Annotated in this window: 22 protein-coding genes; 18 read left to right on the plus strand and 4 right to left on the minus strand. The window is 39.5% G+C overall.

All coding sequences use genetic code 11. From position 1 onward, the window contains the following. Positions 1-126 precede the first annotated feature (126 nt). Together OB69_RS12230 and OB69_RS12235 are read left to right on the plus strand one after the other, a co-directional pair. Positions 127-546, plus strand: coding sequence for a hypothetical protein (locus OB69_RS12230; RefSeq protein WP_053224028.1), 420 nt, complete (start codon positions 127-129; stop codon positions 544-546). A gap of 213 nt (positions 547-759) precedes the next feature. Further along, on the plus strand, positions 760-1,200 hold the full coding sequence (locus OB69_RS12235) for a hypothetical protein (RefSeq protein ID WP_053224029.1): 441 nt from the start codon (positions 760-762) through the stop codon (positions 1,198-1,200). A gap of 101 nt (positions 1,201-1,301) precedes the next feature. On the opposite strand, the gene lpdA is transcribed toward OB69_RS12235, so the two are convergent. From lpdA to OB69_RS12250, 3 genes are read right to left on the minus strand one after another with little or no spacing between them, the layout of a single operon-like run. After that, positions 1,302-2,702 (minus strand): dihydrolipoyl dehydrogenase, encoded by a 1,401-nt coding sequence (lpdA, locus tag OB69_RS12240; RefSeq protein WP_053224030.1) that lies wholly within the window; start codon positions 2,700-2,702, stop codon positions 1,302-1,304. A gap of 30 nt (positions 2,703-2,732) precedes the next feature. Beyond that, entirely contained in the window at positions 2,733-4,268 is a 1,536-nt protein-coding gene (gene odhB, locus OB69_RS12245; RefSeq protein ID WP_053224031.1) for a 2-oxoglutarate dehydrogenase complex dihydrolipoyllysine-residue succinyltransferase, read from the minus strand. Positions 4,269-4,274: 6 nt separating this feature from the next. Then, positions 4,275-7,025: a 2-oxoglutarate dehydrogenase E1 component gene (locus tag OB69_RS12250; protein ID WP_053224032.1), complete on the minus strand. Its 2,751-nt coding sequence runs from the start codon at positions 7,023-7,025 to the stop codon at positions 4,275-4,277. Between the two features lie 394 nt (positions 7,026-7,419). Between OB69_RS12250 and OB69_RS12255 the strand changes: the two genes are divergently transcribed. The 13 genes from OB69_RS12255 (at position 7,420) to OB69_RS12315 (ending at position 19,169) form a co-directional block, all read left to right on the plus strand. Beyond that, entirely contained in the window at positions 7,420-7,716 is a 297-nt protein-coding gene (locus tag OB69_RS12255) for a hypothetical protein (protein WP_157608565.1), read from the plus strand. Between the two features lies 1 nt (position 7,717). Continuing rightward, on the plus strand, positions 7,718-8,872 hold the full coding sequence (locus tag OB69_RS12260; protein ID WP_053224034.1) for a DUF4221 family protein: 1,155 nt from the start codon (positions 7,718-7,720) through the stop codon (positions 8,870-8,872). A gap of 10 nt (positions 8,873-8,882) precedes the next feature. Further along, positions 8,883-9,155, plus strand: coding sequence for a hypothetical protein (locus OB69_RS12265; protein ID WP_053224035.1), 273 nt, complete (start codon positions 8,883-8,885; stop codon positions 9,153-9,155). Between the two features lie 9 nt (positions 9,156-9,164). Next, positions 9,165-10,322 (plus strand): DUF4221 family protein, encoded by a 1,158-nt coding sequence (locus OB69_RS12270; protein ID WP_157608566.1) that lies wholly within the window; start codon positions 9,165-9,167, stop codon positions 10,320-10,322. Further along, positions 10,319-10,768: a hypothetical protein gene (locus tag OB69_RS12275; RefSeq protein ID WP_053224037.1), complete on the plus strand. Its 450-nt coding sequence runs from the start codon at positions 10,319-10,321 to the stop codon at positions 10,766-10,768. The genes OB69_RS12270 and OB69_RS12275 overlap by 4 nt, the downstream gene beginning before the upstream one ends. A gap of 125 nt (positions 10,769-10,893) precedes the next feature. Continuing rightward, complete coding sequence (locus tag OB69_RS12280; RefSeq protein ID WP_053224038.1) at positions 10,894-11,457, plus strand: 30S ribosomal protein S16; 564 nt, start codon at positions 10,894-10,896, stop codon at positions 11,455-11,457. 11 nt (positions 11,458-11,468) lie between these two features. Beyond that, positions 11,469-12,002 (plus strand): ribosome maturation factor RimM, encoded by a 534-nt coding sequence (gene rimM / locus OB69_RS12285; RefSeq protein WP_053224039.1) that lies wholly within the window; start codon positions 11,469-11,471, stop codon positions 12,000-12,002. A 2-nt stretch (positions 12,003-12,004) separates the two neighbouring features. Continuing rightward, positions 12,005-12,682: a tRNA (guanosine(37)-N1)-methyltransferase TrmD gene (gene trmD / locus OB69_RS12290; protein ID WP_053224040.1), complete on the plus strand. Its 678-nt coding sequence runs from the start codon at positions 12,005-12,007 to the stop codon at positions 12,680-12,682. A gap of 86 nt (positions 12,683-12,768) precedes the next feature. Continuing rightward, the gene (rplS, locus tag OB69_RS12295) at positions 12,769-13,128 is read left to right on the plus strand and encodes a 50S ribosomal protein L19 (protein WP_053224041.1); all 360 of its coding nucleotides are present in this window, start codon (positions 12,769-12,771) and stop codon (positions 13,126-13,128) included. A 134-nt stretch (positions 13,129-13,262) separates the two neighbouring features. Continuing rightward, entirely contained in the window at positions 13,263-14,033 is a 771-nt protein-coding gene (gene dapF / locus OB69_RS12300; RefSeq protein ID WP_053224042.1) for a diaminopimelate epimerase, read from the plus strand. Between the two features lie 69 nt (positions 14,034-14,102). Continuing rightward, entirely contained in the window at positions 14,103-17,456 is a 3,354-nt protein-coding gene (gene secA / locus OB69_RS12305; RefSeq protein WP_053224043.1) for a preprotein translocase subunit SecA, read from the plus strand. Continuing rightward, positions 17,449-17,976, plus strand: a complete 528-nt coding sequence (locus OB69_RS12310; RefSeq protein WP_053224044.1) for a hypothetical protein — start codon at positions 17,449-17,451, stop codon at positions 17,974-17,976. The genes secA and OB69_RS12310 overlap by 8 nt, the downstream gene beginning before the upstream one ends. Next, entirely contained in the window at positions 17,973-19,169 is a 1,197-nt protein-coding gene (locus OB69_RS12315; RefSeq protein ID WP_053224045.1) for a M20 metallopeptidase family protein, read from the plus strand. The genes OB69_RS12310 and OB69_RS12315 overlap by 4 nt, the downstream gene beginning before the upstream one ends. 54 nt (positions 19,170-19,223) lie before the next feature. On the opposite strand, the gene sucD is transcribed toward OB69_RS12315, so the two are convergent. Next, a complete protein-coding gene (gene sucD / locus OB69_RS12320) occupies positions 19,224-20,099 on the minus strand; it encodes a succinate--CoA ligase subunit alpha (protein WP_053224046.1) in 876 nt (291 codons plus the stop codon). A gap of 420 nt (positions 20,100-20,519) precedes the next feature. On the opposite strand from sucD, the gene OB69_RS12325 reads away from it, so the two are divergent. From OB69_RS12325 to OB69_RS12335, 3 genes are all read left to right on the plus strand, one after another. Beyond that, positions 20,520-21,971, plus strand: a complete 1,452-nt coding sequence (locus OB69_RS12325) for an SLC13 family permease (protein WP_053224047.1) — start codon at positions 20,520-20,522, stop codon at positions 21,969-21,971. Then, positions 21,964-22,701 carry a nitroreductase family protein gene (locus OB69_RS12330; protein ID WP_245620814.1) on the plus strand — a complete coding sequence of 246 codons (738 nt, stop codon included), beginning with the start codon at positions 21,964-21,966 and terminating at the stop codon, positions 22,699-22,701. The genes OB69_RS12325 and OB69_RS12330 overlap by 8 nt, the downstream gene beginning before the upstream one ends. Before the next feature lie 84 nt (positions 22,702-22,785). Beyond that, entirely contained in the window at positions 22,786-23,481 is a 696-nt protein-coding gene (locus tag OB69_RS12335) for a hypothetical protein (RefSeq protein ID WP_157608567.1), read from the plus strand. Positions 23,482-23,505: the final 24 nt, after the last annotated feature.

Raw genomic sequence — 23,505 nt, forward strand, 5'->3', positions numbered from 1 at the left:
ATCAAAACCAATGGAAAGCTTATTCTTAGATTTGGTATCTGAGGCTGAAATTCTAAAAGTTTTCAGAAAGGCAGAAAGAAAAAAAGCTTAAATTCAGATGAACATTTTATACTAACAAACAACACTATGAAAAATTTAAAATCATTATTAACACTTACTTTGAGCTTGCTTTTAGCGGTTTCTATCGTAGGCTGTGCATCAGGAAAAGCATCGGCTACTGCTAAGGTGGAAAAGAAGGCCAAAGAAAAAGCTTATGACCCAAGAGGAGTTTGGAATTATACCGTGCAAACCCCTGATACCGATAGCTATGGAATAATGAGAATTACAGGAGATAATGGTCTTTATGCTGCAGTGATGGAAACTGATCAATTCGGGACATTGAATGTAACTGGATTTACAGTGGTGGGTAATGCTTTTTCTGGCTCTATTGATGTTATGGGTACTACAGCAAGTATTGAGGGTACTTTTGATGGCGAAAGTATGGCTGGATACGTAAATATGGGGGCTGACTCTTTCCCCGTGCAAGCCACACGTAAATCAAAATAGGCTAGCTCTAACTATTTTTATTAATCATTAGAAACCTGCTGAACAGCAGGTTTTTTTATGTAAACATCACTTTGTTGAGTCCGATTCTAAAATTGGGAATTTTATCCCATAGTGGGTAGGAATAGTTTTTAAAACCTCTCACCTCTTCCTCTTTTGGCTGATTTTATATATGGCTTAGTGTTTGGTAAATGATAACTGACCAACTCTTAAGACATGAATAAGTACTCAAAATCGGCTATGGCTTTAGTCTTTTATTTATCCATATTAATAAGTGGCTGTCAGGGAGCAAGGGTTTCAGGAAACGGATTTTTCGATTCAAGAAATGAAAACCTAAAAGAGGCTTTGATGGGGGAATGGGAAGCTTTAGATGAAGAGAAGGTTCTTTTTCAATTCTCGAAAATTGAAAAGGGAATAAAAATGAAAATTGATAATGAAGAGAAGGAAATATTCGACTTCAGTTGCGATGGAGATATTCGCTTTTCATTTGGATACTTGAACAGTGATAATGATACGGTTTATGTAGCCGCACAATTCAAGACTTACGAAATGAAGACGCTAGAGGGCTTACAGTCCCTTCAAAATAATAATTCATCGGAGGTTAGTTTTTTTAGTTTAGACAGAAAGTTGAACGCAGAAATAAAGGGGCAACAATAAGGAATTGAGTTTTAATAAAAGTTGAGTTGAGTTTTTAGGTTAAAAATAGAGAAGGCCATCATTTGACGGCCTTCTCTTATTTTATGCTATGTAAGTTTTGTCTAAATATGCAACGCTCTATTGTCAGTTGCTGCTAAACAAGCCTCTTTGAAAGCTTCGGTATAAGTTGGGTGCGCATGCGACATTCTTGCAATGTCTTCGGCACTTGCCCTGAACTCCATGGCTACAACGGCCTCAGCAATCATGTCTGCTGTTCTTGGTCCAATCATATGTACGCCAAGAATTTCATCGGTCTTTTTATCAGCCAATACTTTTACTAAACCGTCAGTGTCCATTGATGCTCTAGCACGACCTGAGGCTTTGAAAGGGAAAGAACCAGTTTTGTATTCAACTCCTTTTTCTTTCAACTGCTCTTCAGTATAACCTACAGCAGCCACTTCTGGCCAAGTATACACCACACCAGGAATTAGGTTGTAATTGATGTGTGGCTTTTGTCCCATAATAGTTTCTGCAACAAAAACGCCTTCTTCTTCAGCCTTATGGGCTAACATGGCGCCTTTGATTACATCACCAATGGCATAAACGTTATCCACTTTGGTTTTTAAATGCTCGTCAACCTCAATTCTGCCGCGATCGTCTGGCGTAATGCCAATGTTCTCTAAGCCCAAACCTTCAGTATAAGGTTTTCTACCTATAGAAACTAAGCAGTAATCTGCGTTCAATTCAACAGTTTCGCCTTTGCTGTTTTCAGCTTTAACAGTTACGTTTTTCGCTGTGCCTTTTACTTCGGTTACTTTATGGCCTAAGTAGAAATTGAAACCGAGTTTTTTCAATGATTTCTTCAACTCACGCCCCATAGTGCTGTCCATAGTAGGGATAAGTGAATCCATGTATTCTACCACAGAAACTTCGGCACCTAAACGGGCATACACCGAACCTAATTCCATACCAATTACACCGCCACCAATTACGATCATGTGTTTTGGTACTTCTTTAAGTTCTAAGGCTTCGGTAGAAGTGATTACTCGCTTTTTATCAATCTTGATGAAAGGAAGAGAAGAAGGTTTTGAACCCGTAGCAATAATTACTTTGTCGGTTTCAAGCTTCGTTTCTTTGCCGTCTTTGTCAGTTACTTTGATGTTGTTTTTATCGATGAACGAGCCAACACCCGTGTGAACATCAATTTTGTTCTTCTTCATTAAGAAGGCAATACCATTCACGTTATCGGCTACCACACCTGCTTTACGATCGATCATTTGCTTTAGATTTACCTGAAGGTTATCTAATTCAATGCCGTGCGTTTTAAAGGTGTGCGCTGCGTTATGGTAATGTTCTGAAGAATCGAGTAATGCTTTTGAAGGAATACAACCTACGTTTAAGCAAGTACCACCTAATGTATCGTATTTTTCGATGATGGCCGTTTTCATTCCCAGTTGTGCGCAACGAATTGCCGCTACATAACCACCGGGTCCCGAACCAATCACTGTTACATCATATTTCATATCTACGATTTTGGATGTTTGATTTTAGATTTATACTCCTAATAATAATCTGGTTGGATCTTCCAGTAATTCTTTCACTCTTACCAAGAAGCTTACCGACTCTCTTCCGTCCACAATTCTGTGATCGTAAGAAAGGGCTAAGTACATAATAGGAAGAATTTCAACCTGACCATTTACTGCCATTGGGCGTTCTACAATGTTGTGCATTCCCAAAATAGCCGACTGCGGAGCATTGATAATTGGTGTTGAAAGCATAGAACCGAAAATACCTCCATTAGTAATGGTGAAGGTTCCTCCAGTCATTTCCTCAATCGTAAGTTTACCATCTCTCGCTTTCATGGCCAACCTCATCACTTCTTTTTCAATTTGGTCGAAGCTCATGCTTTCTGCATTTCTGATTACAGGAACCATCAAACCTTTCGGGGCTGAAACGGCAATTGAAACGTCTACGAAATCATGGTAAACGATTTCGTTACCATCAATTTGAGCGTTTACAGCTGGCCAGTCTTTGGCCGCCATAGTTACCGCTTTGGTAAAGAACGACATAAAGCCTAAGCCAATCTCGTGTTTCTCTTTAAACGAATCTTTGTACTTCTTACGAATGTCCATGATAGGTTTCATGTTCACTTCGTTGAAGGTAGTAAGCATTGCGGTTTCGTTTTTCACTGAAACCAAACGCTTCGCTACTGTTTTTCTTAAAGCCGACATGCGCTCTCTACTTTCATTACGTTCGCCTGGAACACTAATGGCTGGAGCTGAATCTTCTTTTTTGCTTTCTGCTGCCTTCGGTGCTGGTGCCGATTTTTGAGCGCTTTCTGCATCTTCTTTGGTAATTCTACCATCAACGCCTGTTCCTTTAACTGATTTAGGGTCAATACCCTTTTCAGCTAAAATTTTAGCCGCTGCCGGAGAGGCATGGCCTGTAGCGTAAGTTTGATCTTGTGAAGCAGATTGAGAAGCAGGAGCAGCACCAGATGCCGCCTTTGCTTCAGATTTAGCAGGAGCACCACCTTCGGTTACCTCAATTTTACAAATCGTTGCACCGATTTCGATAGTGTCGCCTTCTTCTGCAATAATGGTAAGTATACCCGATGCTTCGGCAGGCAATTCAAAGGTTGCTTTGTCCGAATCTACTTCAGCAATAATTTCGTCAAGCTCTACATAATCGCCAGTGTTTTTCAACCAGCTAGAAATGGTTACTTCAGTAATAGATTCGCCTACAGTAGGAACAATCATTTCTTTAGTTTCACCAGTAGATTTTGGGCCAGTGCTTTCTTTGGCTTCAGCTTTTGGAGCTTCTTTTTCTGGAGCAGGGGCACTACTTCCAGCTGCATCTGTGTCAATTTCACAGATGGTCGCGCCAATTTCTAGCGTTTCGCCTTCTTGGGCAATAATATGCAATTTACCTGCAGCTTCGGCATTGAGTTCAAATGTGGCTTTGTCTGATTCTAGCTCACAAATAACTTCGTCCATTTCTACAGACTCTCCTTCTTTTTTGAACCATTGGGCAATTGTAACCTCGGTTATTGACTCTCCAACGGTAGGTACTTTGATTTCAAGACTCATGATTTCTTAATTTTTTGCGAAAGCTTGATCGACTAATTTTTCTTGTTCGGCAGCGTGTACTTTAGCGTAACCTGTTGCAGGTGAAGCACTCGCTTTACGAGATATTAATGTAAGGACTTTGTCTTTATAGGCTCTTAATATAAACGACCAGTAACCCATGTTTTCAGGCTCTTCTTGTACCCAGAAAACTTCCGCACCTTTATATTGGCTTAGGATTTCGTTCACTTGGTTAGTTGGGAATGGTTGAATTTGCTCAACCCTCACTATAGCCACATCCTTACGCTTGTCTGCTTCTTGGCGCTCAAGCAAATCGTAGTAGATTTTTCCTGAACAAAGAAGAACACGTTTTACAGATTTAGCAGTTGAATAGTCATCGCCAATTACCTCTTGGAAACGACCCGAAGTAAAATCTTCTACTGGTGAAACTACCTTAGGATGGCGCAATAAAGATTTAGGCGACATCACCACCAATGGTTTTCTGAATTCCCATGTCAGCTGTCTTCTCAATGCGTGGAAGAAGTTGGCTGGAGTGGTGATATTGGCCACTACCATGTTGTATTCAGCGCTCAACTGTAAGTAACGCTCAGGTCTTGCATTTGAATGCTCTGGGCCTTGGCCTTCATAACCATGTGGTAAAAGAAGTACCATTCCATTCATGCGTTGCCATTTGGTTTCAGAACATGAAATGAACTGATCTACCATTACTTGGGCACCGTTGGCAAAATCACCGAATTGGCCTTCCCACAATGTAAGAGCATTTGGGTTTGCCATGGCATAGCCAAATTCAAAGCCCATTACACCAAACTCTGAAAGTAGTGAGTTATAAATCTCGAATTTGTTATCTGCTCCAAGATGGTTTAAGCTATTGTAGGCTTCGTTGGTGTTGGCATCATGCAATACAGCGTGTCTGTGTGAAAAAGTTCCTCTTTGCACATCCTGACCTGTTAAACGCACTTTTTTACCATCCAATAGAAGCGATCCATAAGCCAGAAGTTCACCAGCGGCCCAGTTCAAAGACTTCTCTTTAAAGAACATGTCTTTACGCTGTTTTAGCTGCTTTTCTATTTGCTTTAAAGGCTTAAATCCTTTTGGAATAGTAGTTAGAGCGTCCGCTACTTTTTTGAGCGCTTCATTTGAAATTCCAGTTTCTGGAGACTGTTCAAAATCCTCTGGTTTAGATCTTCTCAAGTTCCTCCATTCTTCTTCCAAAGGTTGGTAGATGTACGGAAGTGGCTTTTGCTTCACCAAATTGAGTCTATCTTGAAGCAATGCTCTAAATTCTTTGTCTAATTTCTTAGCTAGAGCGGCTTCAATTTCTCCCTTTTCAATGAGTTGTTTATTGTAAACCTCGCGTGGGTTAGGGTGTTTTGAAATCACATTATATAGTGAAGGTTGTGTGAACTTAGGTTCATCGCTTTCGTTGTGGCCGTGTCTACGGTAGCAAACCATGTCCACGAAAATATCTTCACCAAATTTTTGTCTGTACTCAGTAGCAAACTGAACGCAGAACACTACCGCTTCTGGATCATCACCATTAACATGAAGTACAGGTGCGTCAATAATTTTTGCTACATCAGTACAATAGATACTTGAACGAGCATCATCAAAGTCTGTAGTAAAACCAACTTGGTTATTAATTACAAAGTGGATAGTTCCGCCTGTATTGTAGCCTTCAAGATTACCCATTTGAGTAACCTCATATACTATGCCTTGTGCGGCAACGGCTGCATCACCATGAATAAGGATTGGTAGTATTTTAGAGCGGTCTCTATTGTATTCTTCATCACCTTTGGCCCTTACAAAGCCTTCAACCACAGGGTTTACTGCTTCGAGGTGGGAAGGGTTAGGCGCTAGTTTAAGCTCAACTTTTTCGCCATTTACCGCAGTAACCTGGCTCGAAAATCCCATGTGATATTTAACGTCACCATCACCCATGGTAAGGTCTGGTGTAGAATTACCTTCAAATTCGCTAAAGATTTGCTCGTAGGTTTTGCCCATGATATTGGCCAAAACATTTAAACGACCACGATGGGCCATTCCAATCATTACTTCTTTAACACCAAGTTCGGCACCTTTATTAATAATAGCATCCAATGCAGCGATTGTAGTTTCACCACCTTCTAAAGAGAATCTCTTCTGGCCCAAATATTTGGTGTGAAGGAAGTTTTCGAAAACTACGGCTTCGTTAAGCTTGCTAAGAATTCTTTCGCGCTGGGCATGAGATGGCTTAAAGGAAAGCGCATCTTTTTCGATTTTTTCTCTAAGCCACTTTAGTTTTTCAGGATCACGAACATACATGTATTCGAAACCGACAGTTCCTTCGTAAATGTATTTAAGCGTTTCAATAATCTTTCTTAAAGGCGCTCTGCCAATTCCCAACTCTTCACCAGAGATGAATTGAGTATCTAAGTCTGACTCACTTAAGTTGAAGTCAGCCAAATCAAGAATTGGCTTTCTGTCTTTTCTTTCCCTAACGGGGTTGGTTTTAGATCTTAGGTGTGCTCTGGTTCTATAAGCGTGAATCAGGTTTCTTACCTGAACCTCTTTGTCAGAAACGGTATTAGTACCAGTTGTAGTTTGAGCAGTGCTCGAAGCCTGACCATCTGGTAACATTGAATACTCTGTTTGAGCGAACTCAAAACCTTCGAAAAATTTTTTCCAACCCTCATCAATACTGTTGGGGTCATTTTTGAATTGCTGATAAAGGGCTTCTAAAGCCTTAGGATCTGCATTGCTTAAATAAGAATAATTATCCATGAACAGGTGTTTGCCTCTTATGAGTACCAAAGGTAGACCTTTAGTTTAGTTATTAAAAACCGTTTATGCGGTTATATAAATGTGTTTATTTTTCTATATCAGAATGAGGTTTTTGTTCTTAATCGTATTTAGTGGCTTAGGGTTGTGTTTGTGGGGGAGAATATCTTCTACATAAGAGTGATTAGCTACTCTGTCTTTCATAGTGAAGTATTGAAAACAACTATAGTCTTCTTAGTTTTAAAATATTTAATTAATATAGAATACGTATGGTAATACCTTATAGAAGGCGTATGAAGTGTATAAAGTGCAAAATAAAAAAAAAATATGTAATAATTTGATTTACGAAATTTTCTATTTAGGTTTAAATCAAGTTTTACTTTTATCAAGAATGATTATGAAAAATAGATTTTTAATTATGGGATTGGGCTTGTTGTTGGCCGTTAGTGTTTTTGGTTTTAATTATGTGCCTGATGTTTGGACAACATGTATTTACTCCGGCACTTATACAGGTGGGGGTGATGTGCCGCAAGCGGGTGTTTGTGTAATAATGGGAGAAACAAATATTGAACATCAAGGAGATGTTTATACATCAAGATGCATGCCTAGCGGAACAGCCGGTGTAAACTCAGGTCCTTGTGCAGGAAACGGAGGGTTAGGGGCTGATACTCAAGGAGAGTATAGAAGTAATTAAAATGCGAGGTTCCCTAGTAATTCTAATTGTTTTTACTCAGCTATTGTTGTTTAATGATGGAATGGCTCAAAGAAAGGAGCTTAGGTTGTCTTTAGATAATGTAACTACTACGCCTGGGCTTGCAAGCGAAGGAGTGTATAAATATCATGATAATGAATTGTTTTATCTGAACTCTATTACGAGAGAAATTAAGGTTTTTGACTACAAGGTAGGAGAAACACTAAGATCCATTCCGTTAAGGAAGGAAGGGCCTAATGCTATTGGTCCAGAGCCCTATACTTTTCATCTCATTTCGAAGGATTCAATATTGATATATTCGAATTTTTTCAATTATCAGATATCTCTCATTAACGGAGAGGGAAAGGTTTTGAATAAATATGGAACCGCAGTAAAAGATAATTCCGGAAATGGGATAGAGATGACGAATGGGCTATTGACAGGAGGTCCAAGTAGTATGGTTGTTCAGAACAAGAAGATTTACGCTCTTAAAATGCTTCTAATGAATCAGCCTTTGCTAGATTATTCACCTTTAGTAGAAATTGATCTTAAGTCAAAGGAAGTTAAGGCGTTCAGTGAACCTAAGCAATATAGTCCTGAAATATATGATCGTATATTGAAGATCATTCAACTCATGGAGGGAGATATTGTTTATAATGATAAAGAAGGATTGCTTGTGTTAAGCTATCCTTTAGATCATTCGATATATGTTTCTAATAATGGGTTCAATTCAATGCAGAAAATTTATGCTAAGACTAAGTATTTTGATGAGTTTAAGTTGATGAATCGCCTATCCAAAGATCTAGACCCAAATCAAGCGACTGAGCAAGGACTTAATGTTTTAAGGCTATCAGGACAGTATCTTGAATTACACTATGATCCATATCGTTCTCTTTATTATAGAGTTGCTCGTTTGCCCTATGATGAACGGGTGTATAAGGAATACAAAAGTGGAGTGAGATCAAAGTTGCCTCCCAGGCTTCATTCGGTTATGGTGCTCGATAAAGAGTTCAACATGCTTTCAGAGAAGACTTATATGGTTAAGGATTATATGTTCAGATCAGGCATGTTTGTTGGTCCGGAGGGGTTATGGGTTTTGAAGCCTTTAGGCGATAATGAAGATGAAATGGTTTTTGAACTTTTAGATTTAGATTATTAATACAGAAATTATGAAAACAAGAATGAAAGTGATTTTAGTGCTCACGTTTGTGAGTGTTACGGCAATGGCCACAATGTTTCGCGTGCCGATTGAAATGTGGTGCATGGAGACTCCTGATACACTGAATGGAGGGGTATGTACTAATATGGGGATTAAGGTTATTGATGGTGACCCAGAAGGCAATAAGGCTACTGTAATGTGGTGTGACTTAGATGTCCCACATGGGGCTCCAGGTGTTACATTCGACTGTTTGGGAAATGCAATGGTACCTGTTTATAGATAGGTGTTGGGGATGCGAAAAGTAATTAAGCCCTTCCTAGTTACATTGTTTTTTCTGTGGTGCTTGTCTGGGTTGGCTCAGAAAGCTCAAGTTGGAGTGATAGGTGAGTTAGACTTGGCTTTGGATAGCGAAACAGCTCCCCCTAATTCAATGGGGAGCTCATTTCAGTACTGTGAGGATAGAAAAGCGATCGCTTATTTTAATAGATTGACCAAGGCTATTAAGTACTTTGATGCTAAATCGGGTAAAGGAGTAGGGCAAACCCAGTTTGCCAAACAGGGGCCGGATGATATAGGGCCAGACCCTTATTATTTTCACTACCACAATAGGGATTCCATTTTTATACTGAGCAGGGGGACAAACTTTAGTATGTTCCTTATGAACTCAGAGGGTAAAAAGCTCAATACATTCCATTATTCAAGTGATGATTATATTAAGATTCGTTACCCTAAGGCGTCAACCCTTTTTGGAAGCCTGGTAGTGAGGCCTCCCTTTGTCTACATTGGTTTAGAGATATCTGATAAGGGCTCACAAAACAGCATGGCTCCAATTATAAAACTGAATATGGATACAGATACTTTTAGCTATTTATCTGATCCATTGCCCTATCAAAATATAGACCTTCAAACCACTGTGTGGAATAACTACTATTATTTCTACAACTCTAGGATTGCTGAAAACACTAAAAATGGAGACTTGATTGTTAGTTTTCCTTTAGACCATAATGTATATAGAATTCGAGGAAATTATACTGAGAAGCTAGATGGAAAAAGTGAAGCTATTGGTGACTTCCATTTTCTAAGGAGAAAAAGAAGTGAAACGTACGATCCAAACAATATTGACGTCCAATCAATCGGTTCCAGTAGTGCTTGGTACTATGGTGTAATATATAACCCTTATTTGGATCAATATTATCGTATTGGCATGGTTGAACAAGGAAAGGATACTTATAAGAGGCGTTTGGCAGGTGAGGAGATTTATGACCCCGTTCAGTACTCTGTAACTGTTTATGATTCTGAATTCCGCAAAATTGCAGATGGAGTAATTCCAGGAGGGGAGGTTTTGTTTGATAGAGGAATTTTCGTCACTCCAGATGGACTTTGCGGTCCACAACACAGCCTTAAAGGTGAGGATATAATGGGTATTTCAATAATAGGATTGAAAAAATGAAGAGAGTAGCTATCTGTTGTTTTGTGATGCTGTTCGCTTTACAAAGTTGTGAGCGTAAATTGGAAATCGACTACAAACCTTTGTTTGAGGAGGCTTCGATAAAATTGAATAGTGAAAGATTTGTGCTGGTAATCCCTCAAAATGGCTGTTCTAATTGTGTTAAGAAGTCCTATGACTTTATGCTGCCTCGCTATAATTCACCTCTAATCAAATATGTTTTCACCAATTATGGATCGAAGAAAGGCATAAGGGTTAGGCTTAAAGTGCTAGGCGAAGAAGATACTTCTGAAATAGGTTTTATAGAGTTGTCGGTCGCATTAGACCATGAGCTTTCTCATATGTATCCTTCATTGCTGGAAATTGGTAAGGATGGAAAAGCAAAAGTTACTTTTATGAATGCAGAAGACGGCTCTGATTGGCAGTGGCTTGAGGAACAGATGGAATAAGATTTATCGAGTGGTCTTTCATAATCGTTTTATAATTAAAATATTACCCGTACATTTGCAGTCCATTTTTGAGACGTGATCTCAAAGATTAGAGGACGTGATCCTCGCTAAACTTTAAAAGTTAAATGGCAGTAAAAATCAGATTGGCCCGTAGAGGCCGCAAGAAACAAGCGATTTACGATGTAGTTATCGCAGACGCAAGAGCACCACGTGATGGTCGCTTTATTGAAAAAATTGGTATTTATAACCCAAACACCAACCCAGCTACTATCAATATTGATAATGAGAAGGCGTTTCAGTGGGTTATGAATGGAGCACAGCCTACAGATACTGTAAAGGCAATGCTTTCTTACCGCGGAGTTCTTTTAAGAAAACACCTTCAGATTGGTGTAATCAAAGGAGCAATTACTCAAGAAGAAGCTGATAAAAAATATCAGGCTTGGTTAGAAGGCAAAGAATCTCAGATTTCTGGTAAAGTAGAGCAATTAGCAAAAGCAAAAGATGACGCTAAGAAAGCGAAATTGGAAGCGGAAGCTAAGGTGAATGCTGCAAGAGCTGAGGCGATTGCTGCTAGAAAAGCAGAAGCAGAGGCTGCTAATGCACCGGCTGCTGAGGAAGAAGCTACTGAAGAAGTAGAGGCTCCTGTTGCAGAAGAAGCACCAGCTGCTGAAGAGAAAAAAGAAGATTAATTTATTCGGTCATGACGGTTGAAGATTGTTACCATTTAGGGTATATCGTTAAACCGCACGGCTTAAAAGGTGAGGTTCAGGTCTTATTAGACGTGGACTATCCTGATGAATATAAAACATTGGAATCAGTTTTTGTCCAACAAGGGCAACAACTGGTTCCTTTTTTTATTACCGCTATCTCCTTAAATGGAGATAAAGCCATTGTTAGGTTTGAGGATACGGATTCTCTAGACTTAGCGCAGTCGCTTAAAGGTTGTGCGCTTTACTTGCCTTTATCTACTCTTCCAGAACGAGAGGAAGGAGATTTTTATTTTCATGAACTCGTAGGCTTAAAGTTAATCGATGTCAATACGGATGACGCTGTTGGCATGATTGAGAATGTGTTTGAGGCTGGCCCGCAAACATTGCTGTCGGTAAAGCATAAAACTTCTAAGGAAGTACTGATTCCCTTGACGGATGAGCTGATAAAGGAAATAGACAAAGAGAATAATCAAATTCACATGTTTGTTCCTGAAGGCTTGGTAGATGTTTATTTAGAAGATTAATCATGAGAATTGACATCATCACCTTATTACCTCGATTACTTGATAGTCCTTTTTCACACTCTATATTAAAAAGAGCGCAGGATAAAGGTTTGGCAAAAGTGGTAGTGCATGATTTGCGTGAATTCTCAACCAGCAAGCAGCGTCAGCTTGACGATTATGCTTATGGCGGTGGGGCAGGCATGGTGATGATGATTGAGCCGATTGATTTGTGTATTTCTAAATTAAAGGCTGAGCGTGATTATGATGAAGTTATTTATATGACTCCTGATGGGGAATTGCTGAATCAAGGAATTGCGAATGAACTTTCCTTAAAAGGGAATCTTATTTTACTGTGCGGTCATTATAAAGGAGTAGACGAAAGAGTAAGAGAGCATTTTATTACCCGAGAAATTAGCATTGGAAATTATGTACTATCGGGAGGGGAATTGGCAGCCGCTGTGGTGGCCGATGCTATAATTAGACTGCTGCCCGGAGTATTGTCTGACGAAACTTCGGCTCTGACGGACTCTTTCCAAGATGATTTGGTAGCTCCACCAGTCTATACACGACCAGCGGAGTATAAAGGAATGGTTGTGCCAGAAGTGCTTTTATCGGGTCATCAGGCCAAGATTGAAGAATGGAGGTATGAGCAATCTGTAGCGCGAACTAGGGCTAGGCGACCTGGATTGCTAGATGAATAAAAAATTATTGATAGCCTGCTTGTTACAAAAACATTTTCCATATATTTGCAGTCCGATTTTAGACGAGGCTGTTAGAGATAGAAATCATGAGTGATCTTATCAAATTTATAGAGCAAGAAAATAACGAAGTAAGAACTTCGATGCCACAGTTCAACCCAGGTGACACTATCAACGTGCACGTGAAGATTAAAGAAGGTGGTAAAGAGAGAATTCAGCAGTTTCAAGGAACTGTGATTCAGAGAAAAAACCCAGGCACAAACGGTGAGACTTTCACAGTAAGAAAAATTTCTAACGGTGTTGGTGTTGAAAGAGTGTTCCCACTGCTTTCTCCAAATGTCGATAAAATCGAAGTGCTTAGAAAAGGTAAAGTAAGAAGAGCTAAATTATTCTACTTAAGAGGTAGACATGGTAAAGCTGCTAGAATTAAAGAGAAATTGACTAAATAGTCATTCCTTTAAAAAGAATTTAAACCTCCATATTGGGGGTTTTTTTATGCCTTATACTTTTTCTACGCCAATATGTCACCTTTTTAAATAAGGCTCATTTATTGTTCCTTTGCCCACCAAATAAGAATTTATCAGTGGTGATTCAATTTCATAAATATCAAGGTACAGGCAACGATTTCGTAATGATCGATAATCGTGATTTGAAATTCGATAAATCGGACCTTTTGCTCATCGGAAGATTGTGCGACCGAAGGTTTGGAGTAGGCGCAGATGGTGTTATTCTTATAGAGAATCACCCCGAACTCGACTTCGAAATGATTTACTTTAACCCTGATGGCTCACAGAGTTTGTGTGGTAACGGAAGCCGTTGTGCGGTTATGTTTGCCAAAAGTTTAGGGATTATCGACAATGAAACCGAGTTTTTAGCCATTGATGGGGTTCACTCCGCTTTTATTGATGAAGATGAAGTACACTTATTAATGAATGATGTTGCCGAACATGAATTGATCGGTAACGACTTTCTAATAAATACAGGTTCTCCTCACTACATAAAATATGTACCGAATGCACACGATATTGATGTTGTGCAAACAGGTAGGGATATTCGTTATTCTGACCGCTTTAAAGAGGATGGAGTAAATGTGAATTTTATTGAAGAGTGCCCAAACAACTCACTTGTAATTAGGACGTATGAGAGAGGGGTTGAAAACGAGACTTTGTCTTGCGGTACTGGATGTACTGCTGCGGCATTGTCTTTTGCACTTAAGGGTGCAGAATCGCCCATTAGGCTTAATGCTGTTGGTGGAGAACTTCAAGTCTCTTTTAACCAAGAGGGCGATATTTTTAAGGATATCTATTTGATAGGTCCTGCAGAAAAAGTATTCGAAGGAGTAATAGAGCTGTGAATATAAATCAAGCTTATGTTTCCTTTTTCTATACAAGAAATTAACTTTAGACCATATTAAAAATACAGTATGAGTTTTTTAACAAAGGGGTTGGCAAAGGTTTTCGGATCAAAGTCAGATCGCGATATTAAAGAGGTAAAACCTTACGTTGACAAGATCAATAAGGCGTTTGCCGAAATGAGGAACATCTCTGATGAGGCCTTAAGGGGGAAGACCCAAGAAATTAAAGGAAGGATTAAAGACTACCTTAAAGAAATTGATGGAGAGCTAGAGGCACTTCATAAAAGAATTGATAGCGAAACTAGTCTTGAGATTGCTCAAAAAGAGAGCATTTTTGATCAAATAGATAAATTGGAAGAGAAGCGCGATGAAGAACTTGAGAAAGTACTTATGGATGTGCTTCCCGATGCCTTTGCTGTAGTAAAGGAAACCGCAAGAAGATTAAAAGAAGTAGGTAAACTTGAAGTTCAGGCCACTTTGCACGATAGGCAAATTGCGTCTATTGGCCCTCAGGTAGAAATTGTTGGTGATACAGCGGTTTGGAAGAATAAGTGGTTAGCTGCAGGCTCTGAGGTGACTTGGGAGATGCTTCACTACGATGTTCAACTTATCGGTGGAATTGTTTTGCATCAAGGCAAAATTGCCGAAATGGCTACTGGTGAAGGTAAAACGCTTGTGGCTACCTTGCCTGCTTACCTAAATGCTTTGGCCGAAAGAGGTGTTCACGTAATTACGGTGAACGACTACTTAGCAAAACGAGATTCAGAATGGATGGCGCCATTATTCCAGTTCCATGGTCTTACCATCGACTGTATTGATAAGCACCAACCTAACTCTGAAGAAAGAAGACAAGCCTACCGTGCTGATATTACTTACGGAACTAATAACGAGTTTGGCTTTGATTATCTGCGTGACAACATGGCCAGAGAAGCTAAAGAACTTGTGCAGCGCAAGCATCATTATGCTATGGTCGATGAGGTCGATTCAGTATTGATCGATGAAGCTAGAACTCCATTAATTATTTCGGGGCCGATTCCTAAAGGGGATGAACACGAGTTTCATGAATTGAAGCCACGTGTAACCAAATTGGTAGATGCACAAAAGAAGCTATGTTCTCAATACTTGAACGATGCCAAAAGATTAATCAAAGAAGGAAACGAGGAAGAAGGTGGATTAGCTTTGTTTAGAGCCTTCCGTGGTCTTCCAAAATATAAGCCATTGATTAAATTCCTTAGTGAAACAGGAATGAAGATGGTAATGCAGAAAACAGAAAACTTCTATCTGCAAGACAATCAGAAAAACATGCCTAAGGCAGATGAACCGCTTTACTTTACTATTGATGAAAAGACCAACGCGGTTAATCTTACTGAAAAAGGAACAGACTTGATTACTGGCGAAGGAGAAGATCCAAACTTCTTTATCATGACCGATATTGGAGAAGTAGTTGCCAGACTAGAGAAAGATGAAACTTTATCGGATGAGGAAAAGCTGAAACAAAAGGAAGAAGCTATTCAAGATTACTCCGTAAAAGGCCAGCGAATACATACCGTGAACCAGCTGCTAAAAGCTTATACCATGTTTGAAAAGGATACAGAATACATCCTTGATGGTGGTAAGGTGAAAATTGTAGATGAGCAAACCGGTAGGGTAATGGACGGTCGTAGGTATTCTGACGGACTACACCAAGCCATTGAAGCAAAGGAAAACGTGAAGGTAGAAGATGCTACTCAAACCTATGCTACAATCACATTGCAGAATTACTTCAGAATGTACCACAAATTGGCAGGTATGACGGGTACTGCCGAAACAGAAGCAGGTGAGTTCTGGGAAATCTATAAGTTGGATACAGTGGTAATTCCTACCAACAGACCAATTGCAAGAGAAGACAGAGAGGATAAAGTATATAAAACGGTAAGAGAAAAGTTTAATGCCGTAGTCGATGAAATCGTTGAGTTAACTGCTGAAGGCAGACCGGTACTTGTGGGTACTACTTCGGTTGAAATCTCAGAGATATTGAGTAGAATGCTTCATCTGAAAAAGATTGAGCACCAAGTATTGAACGCGAAGCAACACGCTAGAGAAGCCGATGTTGTAGCCGCTGCTGGTAGACCAGGTACGGTAACCATTGCTACCAACATGGCGGGTCGTGGAACAGATATTAAACTATCGCCAGAATCTAAAGCTGCTGGCGGTCTTGCCATTATTGGTACAGAAAGACATGAGTCAAGACGAGTTGACCGTCAGTTAAGAGGTAGAGCGGGCCGTCAGGGAGACGCAGGTTCATCTCAATTCTTTGTTTCGTTAGAAGATAACCTAATGAGGCTTTTTGGCTCAGACAGAGTGGCCAAATTAATGGATAGAATGGGATTGAAGGAAGGTGAAATGATTCAGCATTCCATGATTTCCAAATCTATTGAAAGAGCACAGCGTAAGGTGGAAGAAAATAACTTCGGTACCAGAAAACGACTTTTGGAGTATGATGACATTATGAACCAACAGCGTTCTGTGATCTACGAACGAAGAAGAAATGCGCTGATGGGCGAGCGTCTACAGTTGGATATTATGAACATGATGTACGACACTTGTGAAGACATTGTGAACAATACAAAACCAACAAACGATTTCGATGGATTCAAACTGAGTTGCATTGGTACTTTAGGTATGGATACCAAAATTAATTTGGATCAATACACGCAATCTGATGTAAACACGCTTATCAATGATTTGTATGAAGAGGTTTATGCAGATTATAACAAGAAGAACAAGAATATAGCGGAAAAAACACTGCCGTTGATGAAGCATATTCAACAAGAAAAAGGCGCTACAGTTGAGAACATTCTCCTTCCATTTATTGATGGAAAAAGGCAGATTGGAGTGGCTGTTAACCTGAATAAGACTGTTGAAACAGAAAATGCTGAGCTGATCAAGGCCATGGAAAAATCTATTACACTAGCTGTAATTGACCAAACTTGGAAAGAACATCTTCGCGACATGGATGACTTGAAGCAGTCGGTACAGAATGCGGTTTATGAGCAGAAGGATCCACTTTTGATTTATAAATTCGAAGCTTTCCAATTGTTTAAAGCCTTCCTTTCTAAAGTAAATGAAGAAACCGTTTCTTTCTTAACCAAAGCCGATATCCCTCAACAAGCGCCAGATAGGGTGCAAGAGGCAAGAAGTAGAGGAAGTCAGCAGAAATTGAATGAGAGTAAGGAAGAATCTAAATCTGCTTTGGCAAGTAGACAAGATACTAGAAACAGACCTCCGGTAGAAAAAACAGCTCCTATTAAGTCTGAAAAGATTTATGGAAGAAACGATCGAGTAAATGTTCAGTATCAAGACGGAACCATTAAAAATGACGTTAAGTTTAAGCAAGTGGAAGAAGATATTCTGAGCAATAAATGCGTAGTTATTAATGATTAAGTCTGTTTCAAATACTTTATTGACTCTGACAGTAGTCCTGTTGTCGGTTGGTTGTACCAATCAGGCTATTCCTAAAAAGGATGTAAAGCGAGACGATGTTGATTTGAGTTATTCTGATGATTTATCGAAATATCGCCCAACTGTTAAGGTACAATCTAAGGAGGGCGATACAATCAAAGTATTGAATAATCAAGCCATCCGCTCAACTTATGAAATATCAGATAAGATGGATGCCGTGATGGATTCCATTGCCGTGAGAAATGATACCTTGGCAACACTTTCTGGCTATACCATTATGGTTTATTCTGGTACCAATGAAGTTGAGGCAGGTAGAATCAGAAATCGCCTTTTCGATATTCTTCCAGCAATGGAGGCGCAGATTCAGTACAAATTGCCGACCTATTTCGTGAAGATTGGAGAGTTCTATCAGCAGATAGAAGCCCAACCGCTTTATGAAAAAATAAAGAAATATTACCCAACCGCTACTGTAGTTCCAGAGCAATTCAAGCTTGAAAAATGAGTTTGTTGAATGACGTAAAAAAGCTTGCTGCTCAGTATGCAGAGGATACTGTCAATATTCGTAGGCATATTCATGCAAACCCCGAGCTTTCTTTCAAGGAGTTTGAAACCGCAAAATATGTGGCGGCTGAATTGCGTAAATTAGGAATCGAACCAAAGGAAGGAGTGGCTGGAACAGGGTTAACCGCCTTAATTGAAGGAAGGAATCCAGCCTCCAAAACCGTGGCTTTGCGTGCCGATATGGACGCTTTGCCGATTACGGAGCAAAATGAAGTTTCTTATAAATCTAAGAATATAGGGGTAATGCACGCTTGTGGTCACGATGTCCACACGTCATGTCTTTTAGGTGCCGCCCGTATTTTAGTGCAACTTAAAGATCAGTTTGAAGGAACTATAAAGCTTGTTTTTCAGCCGGGAGAAGAGAAAAACCCAGGGGGCGCATCTTTAATGATTAAAGATGGAGCTTTGGAAAACCCTAGACCAAATAATATGTTTGGGCAACATGTGATGCCGTATATTCCGACAGGGAAAGTTGGTTTTAGAGAAGGGCAATACATGGCCAGTGCTGATGAAATTTACCTTACCGTAAAAGGTAAAGGTGGTCATGCTGCACTGCCTGATAAAGTGATTGACCCTATTCTGATTGCATCGCATATCATTGTGGCGTTACAGCAAGTAGTGAGCAGAAATGCTGACCCTAAAAAACCAACCGTGCTTTCGTTTGGGCAAATTGAAGGTGGCCATGCGCAGAATATCATTCCGGATGAAGTTAAAATCGGAGGAACCTTTCGGGCTTTAGACGAGGAGTGGCGCTTTGAGGCACACAAAAAAATAAGAAGCATTGCTGAAGGACTTGCTGAGGCAATGGGAGGGAGTTGTGATGTGTTGATTGACGTTGGTTACCCTTACTTAACCAATGACCCGACAACTACGCAATCAGCACGTGCGGCAGCAACAGCTTATCTCGGTGCAGAAAATATTGTGGATTTAGATTTATGGATGGGGGCAGAAGATTTTGCCTACTATTCGCATGAGGTGCCTTCTTGCTTCTATCGTTTGGGAACAGGTAATTCAGTAAAAGGAACTACTTTGGGGGTGCATACACCTAAATTCAACATAGACGAAGATGCCATTGAATTGGGGATTGGTCTGATGGCTTGGATTGCCTTGAACCAACTTGCTTCCGCCCAATAGGACATAAAAAAAGCCTCAAAATGAGGCTTTAATATTTTCTAAGATTTATTCTTCTTAAGCTTTCAATAGTTCAGCCATTGTAGCTCCGATATCTGCAGGAGAATTAACTACAGTAATTCCGCACTCTGACATAATTTTCATTTTGGCTTCTGCAGTATCTTCTGCTCCACCAATGATTGCACCAGCGTGGCCCATTCTTCTGCCTGGAGGCGCTGTTTGACCAGCAATAAATCCAACTACAGGTTTTTTGTTTCCTGTTGATTTAATGTACTCAGCAGCAAGGGCTTCGTAGTTACCGCCAATTTCACCGATCATAACGATAGCGTCCGTTTCTGGATCGTTCATTAAAAGCTCTACGGCTTCTTTAGTAGGAGTTCCAATAATTGGGTCGCCACCAATACCAATTGCAGTAGAAATACCCAAACCGGCTTTCACCAACTGGTCAGCAGCTTCGTAAGTTAATGTACCTGATTTAGATACTAAACCAATTCTACCTTTTTTGAAAATAAAGCCAGGCATGATACCAACTTTAGCTTCGCCAGGAGTAATTACACCTGGGCAGTTAGGGCCAATCAAAGTAACATTTTTGTTTTTGATATATTCTTTAGCCATTACCATATCCTTTACAGGAATTCCTTCGGTAATAGCGATGATTACAGATATTCCAGCATCAGCCGCTTCCATAATGGCATCAGCCGCAAAAGCAGGTGGAACAAAAATAATGGAAACATCTGCACCTGTTGAAGTCACTGCGTCTTCAACAGTATTAAAAACAGGTTTGCCTAGGTGTAGCTGACCTCCTTTATTTGGAGTAACACCACCAACTACATTTGTACCATATTCAATCATTTGTTCAGCATGGAAAGTACCTTCAGAACCGGTAAATCCTTGAACTATAATTTTAGAATCTTTATTGACTAAAACACTCATTACAGCGGGTTTAAATTTGTGGCAAAAATAGAATAATAAATGGCTAAGCCAAAGGATTAATTGCTTGAGATGTTCCGTTTGGCTGAATTACAACCCAAGCTTTTGTGAACGAAAAAACTGTTAACCTTTTTTAACGAAATTTTATTCTGAAAACTGAAACAATTTTTATCGATTGTCGGTATACCTACCCATAAGTGTTTAGAAAGAAGAATTGATAAACAACACTTATCAGGTAAGAATATAGATTAAGGTTGATTATACATAGTTAGTTTTTAGTATTTTAAGGTTGATTAAGAAAAAGAGCTCGAGGTTGGGGCTCTTTTCTTTTTTTAGGCCTGTTAGAAAAATAGGAATTTGAATCGCCTAGGCTTAACAACACTCTATTAAAATACTATCTTAGTAGGTCATCCAAAAAATAAAATGAGCACACCTGATTTCAAAGGCGCAAAAATTTTTGGCCTATTTGCTGGACCCCTAGTATTTTTTCTCATCCTAACCTTTTCTCCCGATTTCTGGATATCTCCTGAAGCATGGAAGGTGGTTGGTATTGCTGCTTGGATGATTATTTGGTGGATTACCGAAGCTGCTCCCATTCCTGTTACTGCTTTACTTCCCATTGTCTTGTTTCAACTTACGGGTGTTTTCGATGCAAACGAAGCTACTGCACCTTATGCAAACCCTATTATATTTCTGTTTATGGCAGGTTTTATTTTGGGTTTAGGAATGGAAAAGCACAATCTGCACAAACGAATCGCATTGAACTTAATCCGTCTAACAGGCACCAATCCAAATGGAATTATTTTGGGTTTTATGCTTACCACTGCCTTTCTTTCTATGTGGATTAGCAATACAGCTACAACGGTGATGATGCTGCCAATTGCACTATCTATTACCAGTTTGCTAGAATTGGATCGGACAGAAGACAAAGGGAAAAAGAGGTTTTCATTAGTGCTCATGTTAGGCATTGCTTATGCCGCTAACATCGGAGGTACTGCCACCATTATTGGAACTCCGCCTAACGTGGCATGGGTGGGTTTTATGAGTGAAATGATGAATTATGAGGTGAGTTTCTCTCAATATTTGAAAGTGGGTATACCTACATGTTTTATCATGCTCACCATTACTTACCTTTTGCTTACTAAAGTACTTTTCCCTAGTAGAATCAAGAACCTGACTGATTCCTCTCAAATTATTGACGACCAAATCAAATTGCTGGGAAAGATTAGCCGAGCAGAAAAGTTGGTAGCAATTATATTTGTCCTTACTGCAGTTGCCTGGATTCTCAGAGGAAACTTAAATACTTGGTTTAATACCAACTTGCTAAACGACACCTTAATAGGCATGGTAGGTGCCATTTTTATGTTTGCTACTCCGGTTAGTTTGAAGAAAGGAGAATTTTTATTGGATTGGGAATATACCAAAAAGTTACCTTGGGGAATTCTATTACTTTTTGGAGGTGGTCTCACGTTGGCCAAGGCCATGGAAACTACTGAAATTGTTCAGATTGTAGGCGAAACAATAGCCCAACAAGGCAATGTCAGTAAGTTACTATTGGTTTTAGGTTTAAGTGCATTTATGCTGTTTATGACCGAGATTATGAGTAATGTAGCCCTTGCCGTTATCTTTGTGCCGGTAGTTTTAGGAATTTCCATTAGTCTAAATATTAACCCAATGTACCTTTCGTTGCCGGTTACTTTGGCGGCAAGCTATGCCTTTATGATGCCCATTTCTACTCCGCCAAATGCAATAGTGTTTTCTTCTGGAATGATCCCCATGAAGCAAATGATTAGGGCTGGATTTATTCTTAATGTTGTAGCTATTCTTCTTTTAGCTGTTTTATCAGAAACCTTGATTCCCTTAGTGTATGGATAACATGAAAGAAAGCGCAATAGTATTTGATAAGATTGTTGAAGAAAGAAGGTCAGTGCGGATTTATGACGATAAAGCAGATTTTGACCCAGATGCTGTTAAGCGAAGTTTGGAAAGGGCTATTCTTTCACCCAATAGCAGCAACATGCAACTTTGGGAATTTTATAGAATTCGTTCCGAAGAAGCCCTTGAAAAGGTAAGCTGGATGTGTATGAATCAGAAGGCTGCGAAAACTGCTAGAGAATTGGTGGTATTTGTAGCTCGAAAAGATCTTTGGCGAACAAGGCAAAAAGCTTTGGTAAAAGAAATGAAAAGGGTTTATGGCGAACCTAAAACCAAGGCAGCCAAGAGGGCACTTAACTATTACGAAAGCCTAATTCCTAAATATTACTACAACGACCCTTTTGGCGTTTGGGGTTTTATTAAAAAGTGCATCTACTTTTTTGTAGGTCTAAACAGGCCAATGGTGCGTCACGGAAATGCTACTGATGTTCGTATTAGTGTACATAAAAGTGCTGCATTGGCTGCCCAAACCTTTATGCTGAGCATGAAATCTGAAGGTTACGATACTTGCCCAATGGAAGGTATGGACTCACTTCGGATTAAAAAGTTTCTTAAGCTTCCGCGAAAAGCAGAAGTAACTATGGTGATTGGTTGCGGTCCGGCAGCAGAAGGGGGTGTTTATTCAGAGCGATTTAGAGTGCCAAATAGCGAAGTCATTTTTGAGGTTTAGTAGAATATCATCAAAATTTATTTCTATTAATCTGTAATCAGATTTAGGCTAATCGCTTATATTTATTTCAAATTCCTACATCTTATGAAAACCACTAAAAAATTCCTTTCGATAATCTGTATTCTCAGTCTCTCAATATGTCTTACTTCATGTGTTAAGATCATAGAGAAATTCATTTTCAAAAATGATGGTAGTGGTACATATTCTATGGCCGTTGATATGAGTGAAATGGCTGAAATGATGAAGTCTTTAGGCGGAGCAGATGACGAGTTCATTAAGAGCATGGATGAGATGGAGGTGAGTTTTGAGGAGAAGGTGGCTCGAATGGAGGCAATCAACGGAGTATCTAATTGGCGGAACGAGTTTGACCGAGAGAACCTAAAGTATGAGGTGCTTTTTGACTTTGCAAATGTAGATGCCTTGAATGCGGGAATGAGTGAGTTTTACCGTGACTCCACAGAAGTGGGCTCAACTAAGCTGACAACCTTTTTTATCCAAAAGGGCAATACTTTTGAAAGAACTGAAAACAATGGAATAGTCGATAATTTTAAAAAAGGACTTCAGGAAGATGGAGAAGAAGAACTTGATTTAGAAATGGCTGCAATGTTGTTCGGTGATGCTTCTTATAAGCAGACTATTGAATTTGATAATAAGATTAAATCAGTTTCAAATAAGGAATATGTAATTTCGGACGACAAAAAAGTGGCTAGTTGGGAATATAGGCTCTTTATTAAAGAAGACTTCAATAAAAAGCCAAAAACAAAAATTGTAATCAAATAAACCTCAGTCGTTTATTTGATTACA

Origin of the sequence: Roseivirga seohaensis subsp. aquiponti, from assembly GCF_001267955.1 — a bacterium.
In the GTDB taxonomy this organism is placed as follows: Bacteria; Bacteroidota; Bacteroidia; order Cytophagales; family Cyclobacteriaceae; genus Roseivirga; species Roseivirga seohaensis.